Consider the following 12,297-nt stretch of genomic DNA (forward strand, 5'->3'; position numbering starts at 1 on the left):
GGAAATAAAGGGTTTGGTGCATTCTAGAACTTATTCCAAATCTCCCAAGATTTTTCTGCTTGCAGTTTTAACATTTCCGCCCCATTAATGGTAATAGCACCTTTACTGGCACCATAACTCAGAAATTTCGTTTGTTCAGGATTGTAAATAAGATCGTAAAGAATATGTTTATCGGTTAGACTTTCATAAGGAATATTGGGACATTCGTCAATCTTTGGGAAAGTTCCAATGGGTGTACAGTTGATAATAATATTGTAGGATGATATAATCTTGTTGTTTAAATCAGAGTATAAAAACGCCACATCTTTTTTGTTTGAACGAGATACATAATTATATTGAATCTTTAATTTCTTAAGGGCATAGGCAATAGCTTTGGAAGCGCCTCCGGTTCCCAAAATCAAGGCCTTTTGATGATGTTTTTTTAGATGAGGCTCTAAGGATTTTTTAAAGCCATAATAATCAGTATTATAACCAATGCGTTTTTGATTCCGAGTAATTCTTATGGTATTTACGGCTCCGATTTTACGTGCACGCTTATTTAGATTATGAAGTAACGGAATTACTTCTTCCTTATATGGAATAGTGACGTTAAGCCCTTTTAAGTTTGGTGTATTTTTAATGATGTTGTCAAGCTCTTCAATGGACTGAAGATCGAAATTCACATAGGAGTGTGGTAAATTGTCACGCTCAAATTTTTGCGCAAAATAGTTTCTTGAGAACGAATAGGAAATATCACGTCCTACGAGTCCGAATTTAAGCTTTAATTTGTTTTGTGCGTTCTCCATACCATTCCAATCCTAAAACAATGAGGATTCCAAGGACAATATAAGCAATTGCCATATAAGTTTCCATTGTTATTTCTGGGAAAAAACGTTGATAATTTTCAATGACTCGTTTTCCCGTAGAATCCAATATGTAATTGCCATCTACTGAAGTCTTATATATGGTTTCTTTCCAAGGCCAAACTACACCAAGCGAACCAATAATAAAACCAACAATAGTTGCTAAGGTTATATTCTTGTAATGCTTTAAAATATAATTGAGGATATGAGAAAAGGTCACTAAGCCTGTAACCGATCCCAAAGTAAATACACCAAGTACTTTTAGCATGCGTATTCTAGCTTCATTTTTTATAAATTCGAAATCACCACTAAAAATATCCGCCAAGGTATCATATAAGGCATTTACAGAGTCCACTAGAAGTAGCACATAATTTCCTAATAATATAAGAATGAAAGAGCCTGAAAAGCCAGGTAATGTCATTCCGGAAACACTAATTATACCACAGAAAAATACAAATATAAGATTATCGTTTTCCTTTGCGGGGTCTAAAAAACTAATGCTTAAACCCATTACAGCTCCAAGAACTAGAGCGGTGATTGTTTTTCGATTCCATGCTTTAAAATCCTTGCTGATGTAATAAATGGATCCGAGAATCATTCCAAAGAATGTGCTCCAAACATAAAGTTCGTAGTTAACAATAAGGTAGTCCAATATTTTGGACACACTAAAGTAACTGACAATCATTCCTAAGAATAATAGCGCTAAGAATTTACCATTAATGTATCGATAAAAACTCTTAAATCGTCCATTGAAAAACAATTTGAAAGCAGTTTTATTGACACGTTGCAGCGAATAAATAAATTCTTCGTAAAAACCAGCAACAAAAGCGACTACACCTCCTGAAACACCAGGTACTTTGTTTGCAGCTCCCATAGCTAAACCTTTAATGACCAAAAAGAAACGATCCTTTAAAGTTCTAGTGCTTTGCATTAGGCCTTATTTTTTTGACTTCCTAAACGTTCTAATATTAGTATAGCAGCAAAACCTATGATTATAAAAACAATAGCCATTAGCATTTTGTTATCGCCATCGAAACTCAATGGTAATATACTTTTATCTAATAGCGTGACCTCCTCGCCTTCAGAATTAATCCTGGTTTTTAAGACCTCTTTCCATGGCCATATTTTATTTAATGAACCAATCATAAAACCTGTTAATATGGCAAGTGTAAGATTTTTTTGGTGTTTAAACATCCAGTTGAGTGCTTTTGAAAAGACTTTGAGGCCAATTACAGCACCAACAGCCAACAAAACGAATTTTAAAAGGGCATCCTTAAACAATTCCATATTACCGGTCAATAAACCATCTCTTAGGTTATTAATGGTATCAATTGCTGTTTGATACGCACCCAAAATCAATAAAATAAAAGCTCCGGAAACACCAGGCAATATCATGGCAATAATCGCAATGAAACCGCAAAATAACAGATAAAATGGACTATCTGGTGAAGCGAAAGGTTCTGCAAGTGTTATAAAATAGGATAGGACGGAAGTAGCAATTATTGCTATAATAATTTTGGGAGACCATCTATTAATTTGCTTGGCAATGTATAAAATGCTCGCCAATACCAATCCAAAAAAGAAGGACCAAAGTAGAATAGGTTCATTATGCAACAACCATTTAATGAGTTTTGCTAAGGATAAAATACTAATAGCGATACCAGAAAATAAGGCCAATAAAAAGTTACCGTTTATGGACTTCCAGGCGACCTTAAAACCAGAGGCTTTCCAAACTTTGAAAACACTGAAATCAACCTTGTCAATACTTTCAATGAGCTCCTCGTAAATACCAGAAATAAAGGCAATTGTCCCACCAGAAACACCAGGAACAACATCTGCTGCGCCCATAGCGATTCCCTTAAAAGTGATGATTAAATAGTCTAAAAAACGTCTTTGCATTCCTTTATAAATAAGAAACGCTAAGGTATGGATTTTTTTAGTTGGAAGCCTTTTTAGACTCTGAAATTATAGCCTTAACCATAGGTCTATCATTTAGTTTTGGAAATAATTCAGAAATAATAAAGCTATAATCAAGATTTAGTCTAACGGCATTTTTTAGGTGAAATCGTCCCTCTTCTGTTTGAAGTGTTGTAAAGTATAAACCTCCAAGTCGGTATTCGATCTCAGCATTTTCTGGATAGAATTCTGCGGCTTGTATCAAATTATAGATTGCAGCTTCATATTCTCCCAATGCTGTTAAGATATCTGATCTATCTAACCATGTTTCTAATTCATAATTTCCTAGTTCTAAAGAGCGTTTATAGCCTTGTTCGGCTTCCTCTAAGAAATTTAAACGTTTGTTTATGGTAGCGAAAAGCTTCCAATACAGCACATTTTCACCATCAATATTTACGGCTTTGTTTATGTAGTGCAAAGCTTTCTGATAGTTCAAACGTTTCATAAAGAACTTTGTGATAGCTATCCAGCCTTTATCTAATAAAGCATCTTCTTCAACGGTCTTTCTAAAAAATTGAAGTGCCATATCCTCTTTTCCAAGCTTTTCATAGCAATGACCAATACGTAACAAGGCAAAAGATGTTGGTTCATCCAGCGCTAATGTGATCTTATAGTTTTCGATAGCATCTTCATAGTGCTTTAATTTTTCAAGGACTTTTCCTTTTTCAATATAGGCTCCTACAAATGTATCATCTGAAATAATTGCAAAATCGAACGCTGCATTGGCTTTAGTGTATTCTTTTATCGCGAAATATTGTCTACCTAATTGGTGCCAAGCAACTTCACAATACGGATGACTATCTAGGAATTCATTTAGGTATTCTATAGCCTCCTCATTCTTATCTAAAAAATCGTAACAGTAAACAATATTGTGCAGAGCAGAATAATCTGTTGTATCTGTTTCTAAGCATTTCTTAAAATAAATGATGGCGTTTTCAAATTGGTCAAGGAACAAGTACTCCATGCCCACTAATGCATATAAATCTGCATCATCACTTGGCGTGCTAGACATATCAATGGCAACTAAAAGGGTATCTATTGCTTTTTCATGCTCATCTTGTTTAGACAACACATTCGCTTTTTGAATAAAAATTTCCTCATTATGTGGCTCCAAATCGTGGAGCATATCTAATATGTCATCAGCTTCTGAAAATTTATTTTCTATTACTAATATCTCAACTTGAAATAATCTTAGATTAATAGAAGTAGGATGTTGTTCAAGACCTAATTTAATAGCCCGTTTTGCTAAGGCAATTTTTCCATTTTCGAGATAGTGGTGGATGATGTTTTCAAATTCGTCTGAATCAAAAAACAAAATATCATTTGTTTTTAGCATAGATTCAAATCGGGTAAGCGGAAAGTTTTCGTCGTTCTGACTGTAATTCATAAGCGGTTTAATGATTCACTAGAATAAAATTACAGTTATCGTTCAATGCAGGTTGATTTTTGAACTAATGTTTTTAACAAATTAATTAACATTGAAACAAAGCTTTATATAGGCTTTACTTTAATTTGATAATCAACAACTTGAGCTATTTGTAATATGTTTAAAGCGAATCTAATATGGAGACGATTATTTGACAACCCTTTATGATTTCTTCATGCGAAATGGTCAGTGGAGGCGTAATGCGGATAGCTTTAGGCTCAAAAAGTAGCCAAAATAGAATCAATCCTTGGTCCTGGGCACGCAAAATAATCTGATTTGTAATATCAGAATTATCTGTTATTGCAGCTAACATTAATCCACGACCACGAATAGCTTTGATGTGTTTATGCTGAAGATGTTTTCTTATGAGCTGCTCTTTTTCTAGAGCTTCTTGCATAAGATTGGTTTCCGCGATTTCCTTTAAAGTGGCCAAGGCGGCAGCTGCTATAACTGGATTACCTCCAAAAGTTGTGATATGTCCTAGTTTTGGGTTGTCACTTAAGGTAGCCATCATGGCTTTTGAAGTAGTAAACGCACCAATTGGTAATCCTCCTCCAAGTCCCTTGCCCGTGACCACAATGTCTGGCTGGCAATTATAATTTTCGAAGCCGAAGAGTTTTCCGGTTCTGCCAATGCCAGGCTGAATTTCATCTAATATAAAAACCGCACCAACGTCGTTGCAACGCTCTTGTACTTTCTTTAGATAATTATCCGTCGGTTCGATAAATCCTGCACCACCTTGAATGGTTTCAAGTATTACAGCGGCAGTATTTCCAGTAATTTGTTGTAAACAAAACTCACAATTGAACGTTATATGCTTTATATCTGGTACTAAAGGATAAAATGGGCGTTTACGTTCTTCATAATCCATGAGGCTCAATGAGCCCATGGTGTTGCCATGATAAGCATTTTTGGCAGCTATGATTTCGCTTCTACCGGTAAAACGTCTTGCCAGTTTAAGACTACCTTCAATAGCTTCGGTACCAGAATTAACAAGGTAGGTGGTTTCTAGAGGTTTGGGCAAGTGCTTGGCAAGAAGTTTAGAAAGCTCTAATGCCGGTTCTTGTACGTATTCGCCATAAACCATGACATGGAGATATTTGTCCAATTGTGCTTTTATAGCGTCAACCACTTTAGGATGCGAATGTCCTAAAGCACATGCCGAAACACCAGCAACAAAGTCAAGATAGGCCTTTCCATTTGTATCGTAGATATAAGATCCTTTAGCATGACTCACTTCCATAGCCAATGGATGTGGTGTGGTTTGTGCCTGATATTTAAAAAAGTCGTCTTTCAATTATTGACCTTCTTTGTCTTTCTTTACTTCAGTTGAGTCCTTTGTGGGTTTGGGCTTGAGCTTTTCAACTGGCTTATCTTCTTTTTTTGGTAAGTTTCGAGCCGCTTTATTAGGCTTTTCGGGTGTCGATTTCCCTGCATCTTCAACACGCTCACTCACACTGTCGTCTACAAACTCTTCTGGAGGCACATAATCTTCTAGACCTTTAATTTTTGGTAATATTAATGGAGGATCATCTTTAAATAAATCGTCCAAAGACTTAGGTTCTTCTTCTCCCCGCCAATCAAAGCCACGTAGTCGCCTGCCACTTTTTGGAAAATCAGATTCGGGAAAAATATTACCATCTATTTGATTGATAAAACGAACTTCATCAATGGCTTTTTCTATAATTTTAATATTGATACTTCCTGATTTTGACTTTTGAATACCAATCAAGTCGTTATTGTCATTCCGCATATAGCGAATGGTCTCTGCATTTTTAATGATATCCACATTATAGAGTTCGTTGTCCCTGAATAAGCCGATAAGGCGTTGTCCTTTAATTTGATTAAATCCGTCTTCGCTAATAGTATCCTTACTGACTAAAAAAGCATTGTTAAATACTTTTAATGAATCTAGTTTTTCAGTTTTAACATCAGAGATTAAATGAATAGTGTCACCAGTCATTTGGTTGCCAATATTCCACAGTACAGGTTTTCTTGCCAGCGCAAAGGCATCACTAGAACTAAAACGACCGAGATTAATGAGTTGTGTTAATCCGCTTTTGTGATCTACATGAATGGAATCTGCCTTTCCAGCTAAATCACTTTTGTATAGCTTAGCATTGTAGTACCCTCGCGTAATACGATGCTCTGGTTTTCCAGTAACCATAAGCGTATCTGCGTGCAAATAGACAGAATCTTTTTCTTGTACAGAAATAGCTAAAGCCCTTTTTGTTATAAAAACAGAGTCTTTAGATCGCCACACTTCAGCATAGTGCCCTTTAACAATACTATTATTTAGGGTGTCTGTTACTGTTATATTATTGGTGGCAGAGGCAAAACTTCGAGTTCGATCAAAATAAAGACTATCACCTTCAATACTTCGGTTGTCATAATCAATTTTGGCATTGCGCTGAAAATAACCTGTATTGGCATTTGTATTATAAAAACCACGTTCGCAATAGACTTTACTGGTTTCGCCAACAATGGTTGATGGACCAAACAAATACGCATGTCCATTATCTGGAAAAAAATCGAGTCGCTCTGTATTTAAAGTATAATCAGGATTTACCAAAACAACATCTTGGGTAAATTGATATTTGCTCGCATTCATATAATAACGACCAATCTGACTTGTAATGGTGCCAGACGAATCGCGTACCACTTTACCTGTTGTATTATAGTAGGCGAGTTGTCTGGTTCTGTCAAAGTAGAGTTTATCTGTGGTCAAGGTAGATTGCGGTTCGGTTAAAACGACGTCACCTTGAGCATATGCTAATTGAGTTTTACCACTATACTCTACATATTTAGCCACCATATTTATGGAATCGCCTTGCTTCATGGAGACGTTGCTGAACGCTTCAATAAAATCTTGATCCTCGTAATAGATGGCTTTATCGCACCACATATTTACACCCTTATGAATAAAATGTACTTGGAGCGACTCATCACGAAGAAATACTTTAGCGCCTGGTTCAATGTTTTCATCAGTGTAACCAATGCCAGCATACTCTATAGTGATTTTTTGTTTTTCTTGTGAAAAACAAAAGATCGAAAGACAAAAAGTGAATATGAAAAGTAGATTCCTGGAACTATTCAAAGCCATATGTTTTTTACAAAATAACACTTATAGATTTGCTTTAGTATGGGTTAACAGTTTTTTTAACAGAATCTAAAACCTAGATCAATTACGTTCTAGATTGTCTTTCTAACAATCGTCTGTTTACGATCAGGACCTACAGAAACAATGGTAATTGGAATGTTAAGTTCATTTTCTAAAAACTCAACATAGGTGTTAAATTCTTTTGGTAATTGAGATGCTTCCGTCATACCAGTTAAATCTTCTGACCAACCTTTTACTTCCCTATAAATAGGGGTGACATTTTCCTCTTCGATATTATATGGTAGATGATGAATGGTTTCACCTTTGTAATTGTAAGCTGTACAAACTTTTAAATTTTTAAAACCAGATAGTACGTCGCCTTTCATCATAATCAATTGCGTCACACCGTTTACTTGACAAGCATAGCGTAATGCTACTAGATCTAGCCAACCACATCGTCTTGGACGACCTGTAGTAGCTCCAAATTCATGGCCAACACGTGCCATGGTTTCGCCATCTTCATCAAATAATTCTGTTGGAAATGGCCCAGAACCAACACGCGTTGTATAGGCTTTAAAAATTCCAAAAACATCACCAATTTGATTTGGCGCGACACCTAAACCTGTGCATGCTCCAGCTGCCGTTGTATTGGATGAAGTCACAAACGGATAAGTTCCAAAATCAATATCGAGTAATGAACCTTGGGCCCCTTCTGCTAAAATAGACTTTCCAGAGTTTTGTGCTTGATGTATATACTCTTCTGAATCAATAAATTGAAGAGACTTTAAAGTGTCGATAGCAGCGAAGAAATCGGTTTCTAGCTCTTCTAAATCATACTGAATATCTACATTGTAGAAATCTATCATGGCTTCGTGCTTATCCGCTAAAGCTCTGTATTTATCTTTCCAATCAGCTAGTTCAATATCTCCAACCCTAATACCATTTCTACCGGTTTTGTCCATATACGTTGGACCAATACCCTTTAAAGTAGAACCTATTTTTGCTTTCCCTTTGGACGCTTCACTTGCAGCATCCAATAAGCGATGTGTAGGTAAAATGATATGTGCCTTGCGAGAGATGCATAGCGATGATTTATAATCTACATTTTGTTCATCTAATTTATCTAATTCTTTTTGAAAAATAACAGGATCTATGACCACGCCATTACCCACGAGATTTACCGTGTTGTCATGAAATATTCCAGATGGGATGGTATGTAATACATGCTTTCTTCCGTTAAAAACTAAAGTGTGCCCTGCATTTGGACCACCTTGAAAGCGTGCAATGATATCGTATTTGGAGGTAAATACATCGACAATTTTCCCTTTGCCTTCATCTCCCCATTGTAATCCAAGTAGTAAGTCTACTGCCATTTTAAAAAATTAGTTAGTCGTCTTTTTTACGGTTGCCGTAAAAATATAGTGAATGATTAGTTATCTCAATATCAAAAACCTCTTCTATGGTTTTCTTGATGGATTGAATACGTGGGTCACAGAATTCTATAACTTCACCTGTGTCCGTAAGAATGACATGGTCGTGCTGTTTATCAAAATAAGACTTTTCATAATGTGCCTGATTTTGTCCAAACTGATGCTTGCGAACCAATGCGCATTCTAAAAGTAATTCTATGGTATTATAAAGCGTTGCTCTACTTACACGATAGTTTTTATTCTTCATTTTAATATAGAGTGATTCTATATCAAAATGTTCTTCACTATCATAGATTTCTTGAAGTATAGCGTAGCGTTCAGGTGTTTTTCTGTGACCTTTGTCTTCAAGGAATTGCGTAAAAACACGCTTTACAATTTCCTGATTACTTTCTTCTGTGGTTGCATTCATAATTAAGGTGCAAATTTACATAAATTTATAGGATAAGAATGACTTAATTTGGCATTATAAGCGAAAGAAATGAACAAGTTTTCAAGACTTTTAAATTATCGATAATTATACTCTTGTCACCTTGTCGATCCCATTGATTTTTTTAAGTTTATCAATTAGGTTTTTCAGCATGGTTTGATTCTTAACTTCCACTGTTATATCACCATTAAAGATACCATCATCACTCGAAAAACTGATGCTTTTCATATTAACATGCAAGTTTTCTGAAATTAATCTGGTGATGTCATTAACTAAACCAAGATTATCAATTCCTGAGAGTTTTATGTGGGATGTGTACGTGCGTTGTGAAGAGTCAATCCACTTGGCAGGCATAATTCTATAGGCATAGTTCGATTGTAGGCTTACGGCATTTGGGCAATTCTTCTTATGGACTTTTATACCATCATTTATGGTCACGAAACCAAATACTGTATCTCCTGGAATTGGATTGCAGCAATTTGCTAATGTATAATTGAGACGTTCTTCTTCTTTACCAAAAACCAGCATATCATACTTGGAAGTGATTTCTTCCTTATCAATATCCTTTGGTACCTCAGGTTTGCGAATTTTACTTTTAATATAGGTCATAAGGGCATTGCTTCTCGATGATGCAAAAGCCTTTAGTTTTGGATTGTCTATTGTGCCTATCCCAACGCGGTAGAATAAATCTAATGACGTTTTAAGCTTAAAATAGCTAACCAGTTCATTAACTGACTTTTCGTTTAAGGTAATTTTAAGCTGCTTTAATTTTCGCCTTAAAATTTCCTTGCCTTCTTCAGCAATTTCTTTGGTATGCGCGTTTAAAGCAGATTTGATCTTACTACGTGCTCTAGCAGTAGTTGCATAATCAAGCCAATTAGCATTTGGTTTTGCATTTTCTGAAGTTAAAATTTCTACACGATCGCCACTTTGTAACTCATGACTCAATGGTACTAATTTACCATTGACTTTTGCACCACGTGTTTTCATACCTACTTCCGTGTGAATACTAAAAGCGAAATCGAGAGGCGTAGCGCCTTTGGGCAGTGATTTTAAATCTCCCTTAGGTGAAAAGACAAAAATTTCTTTTGAATAGAGGTTGAGTTTAAATTGCTCTACAAAATCAACGGCATTGGCTTCATTATTTTCCAGGGCTTCTTGAAGACGATTAATCCATAGATCTAAATTGTCTTCTTTGTCATCCTCATTTTTATACTTATAATGTGCCGCATAGCCCTTTTCGGCAATTTCATTCATGCGTTGGCTTCTAATCTGTACTTCTACAAAACGACTTTTTGGGCCAACTACTGTAATGTGAAGTGCCTCATAACCTGTTGACTTTGGTGAGGAAATCCAATCCCGTAATCGTGTGGGATTGGGTGTAAAATGATCAGTTACAATTGAATAGATTTTCCATGCCAAGAATTTTTCATTTTCAAGATCAGATTTATAAATAATTCTAATGGCGAATTTGTCATAGACTTCATCGAAAGACACACCTTGTTTCATCATTTTACGACGAATGCTGAAAATGGACTTTGGGCGACCCTTTATTTCATAATTGAGACTCTCTTTATCTAGTGATTTTTCTATAACCTCTGAAAACGATTTAATGTATGCATCTTGTTCCTCCTTACTCTCTTGCATTTTCTCTGCAATGTCATTGTAAACTTCGGGTTCCGTGTATTTAAGACCTAAATCCTCGAGCTCGGTTTTAATGTTGTATAGCCCTATTCTGTGAGCTAAAGGTGCGTAGATATATAAGGTTTCGGATGCGATTTTAACTTGTTTATCTGGTCGCATGGAATCCATAGTCTGCATGTTATGCAAACGATCCGCAATTTTTATAATGATGACTCGAACGTCTTCGTTTAGCGTCAACAACATCTTTCGGAAGTTCTCCGCTTGAAGTGAGACATCCATATCCTTTTTTAAGGACGAAATTTTAGTGAGTCCATCAACTATTCGAGCAACGGCATCACCAAAGAGCCTTTCTATATCATCTATGGTGTAATCTGGATTGTCTTCTACCACATCGTGAAGTAATGCAGCCGCAATAGAGGTGGCGTCCAAACCTATTTCTTGCGCCACGATCTTGGCCACAGCGATAGGGTGAAAAATATAAGCCTCACCAGACTTACGACGTTGATCTTTATGGGCATCAACAGCAACTTCAAAAGCATGACGAATGAGTTTTTTGTCATCTTTCGTCAGCGTTTGGTAGCTTACTTTTAGAAGTTCTTTGTAAGCTTTTGCAATAGCCTTGTTTTCTATTTCTATGGCTTCCTCAGTCATAGAACTAATGTAGTAAAAGGATATGTAATGGGCAATAGTTTTTAGGAGGGAAATTTAGAGCGTGCTGTTTAATGTCTTTGCCTATGTGTAATTGTGAAGGTATAAACGTTAGTTTTTAGAAATTAATTTATAAATAAAGAGTAATAGCGATTTGGACTAGAGCTCAAATCACTATTACTTATGCGGGACTTTGGAACTATTTATTTACCTTATCTCTGATAGTAAGTTACTATACTAGCTTTAGCTAACGTATTGTTCCATAGGTAATATCCAACAACTGCTGGATTAGTATCTTTATTTAATTCAAGTTTTTCAATTTTTAGTGCGTAAACTGTGATTTCATATTTATGCAAACCATGCCCTTCAGGTGGGCAAGGGCCTCCATAGCCATAAGTTCCATAATCAGTTACACTTTGAATAACGTTCTTTGGTAATAAATTAAGTGCTATGTTACCAGATCCAGATTCTAATTCAGTAATATTTGTTGGAATATCAAACACAATCCAATGCCACCAGCCACTTCCTGTTGGTGCATCTGGATCATACATGGTTATGGCAAAACTTTTAGTGCCTTCTGGTGCATTTTTCCAAGATAATTGTGGGGACTGGTTCTTTCCTGTGCAACCAAAGCCATTGAATTCTTCGTTAATCGTTGCTTCTCCTCCAAGGTCGTCGCTTGATAAAGTAAAGGTGTTTTGACTGAACACGGAAGTAGAAAACGCAATTAGTAGCGTTAAAATTTTAAATGATTTTTTCATAATATTTGTTTTAAATTATACGGACAAAATTATGAATGACTATTATGAATCTAGTGTTTAATT

Annotated in this window: 10 protein-coding genes; all 10 read right to left on the reverse strand. The window is 35.8% G+C overall.

The window, feature by feature from the left end:
- Positions 1-23 precede the first annotated feature (23 nt).
- A complete protein-coding gene (locus H7F21_RS11255; protein WP_185789388.1) occupies positions 24-785 on the reverse strand; it encodes a shikimate dehydrogenase family protein in 762 nt (253 codons plus the stop codon).
- Entirely contained in the window at positions 754-1,773 is a 1,020-nt protein-coding gene (locus H7F21_RS11260; protein WP_185789389.1) for a DUF368 domain-containing protein, read from the reverse strand. The genes H7F21_RS11255 and H7F21_RS11260 overlap by 32 nt, the downstream gene beginning before the upstream one ends.
- Entirely contained in the window at positions 1,773-2,741 is a 969-nt protein-coding gene (locus H7F21_RS11265; protein ID WP_185789390.1) for a DUF368 domain-containing protein, read from the reverse strand. The genes H7F21_RS11260 and H7F21_RS11265 overlap by 1 nt, the downstream gene beginning before the upstream one ends.
- 37 nt (positions 2,742-2,778) lie before the next feature.
- Positions 2,779-4,185, reverse strand: coding sequence for a tetratricopeptide repeat protein (locus H7F21_RS11270; protein ID WP_185789391.1), 1,407 nt, complete (start codon positions 4,183-4,185; stop codon positions 2,779-2,781).
- A gap of 160 nt (positions 4,186-4,345) precedes the next feature.
- Complete coding sequence (locus H7F21_RS11275) at positions 4,346-5,521, reverse strand: aspartate aminotransferase family protein (protein ID WP_185789392.1); 1,176 nt, start codon at positions 5,519-5,521, stop codon at positions 4,346-4,348.
- Entirely contained in the window at positions 5,522-7,327 is a 1,806-nt protein-coding gene (locus H7F21_RS11280) for an OstA-like protein (protein WP_185789393.1), read from the reverse strand.
- An 89-nt stretch (positions 7,328-7,416) separates the two neighbouring features.
- Positions 7,417-8,697, reverse strand: a complete 1,281-nt coding sequence (locus H7F21_RS11285) for an adenylosuccinate synthase (RefSeq protein WP_185789394.1) — start codon at positions 8,695-8,697, stop codon at positions 7,417-7,419.
- Positions 8,698-8,710: 13 nt separating this feature from the next.
- A complete protein-coding gene (locus tag H7F21_RS11290; RefSeq protein WP_185789395.1) occupies positions 8,711-9,163 on the reverse strand; it encodes a Fur family transcriptional regulator in 453 nt (150 codons plus the stop codon).
- Between the two features lie 105 nt (positions 9,164-9,268).
- The gene (locus H7F21_RS11295; RefSeq protein ID WP_185789396.1) at positions 9,269-11,476 is read right to left on the reverse strand and encodes a RelA/SpoT family protein; all 2,208 of its coding nucleotides are present in this window, start codon (positions 11,474-11,476) and stop codon (positions 9,269-9,271) included.
- Between the two features lie 209 nt (positions 11,477-11,685).
- The gene (locus tag H7F21_RS11300; RefSeq protein ID WP_185789397.1) at positions 11,686-12,234 is read right to left on the reverse strand and encodes a YbhB/YbcL family Raf kinase inhibitor-like protein; all 549 of its coding nucleotides are present in this window, start codon (positions 12,232-12,234) and stop codon (positions 11,686-11,688) included.
- Positions 12,235-12,297 lie beyond the last annotated feature (63 nt).

This window comes from Winogradskyella flava (assembly GCF_014243395.1).
GTDB lineage: Bacteria > Bacteroidota > Bacteroidia > Flavobacteriales > Flavobacteriaceae > Winogradskyella > Winogradskyella flava.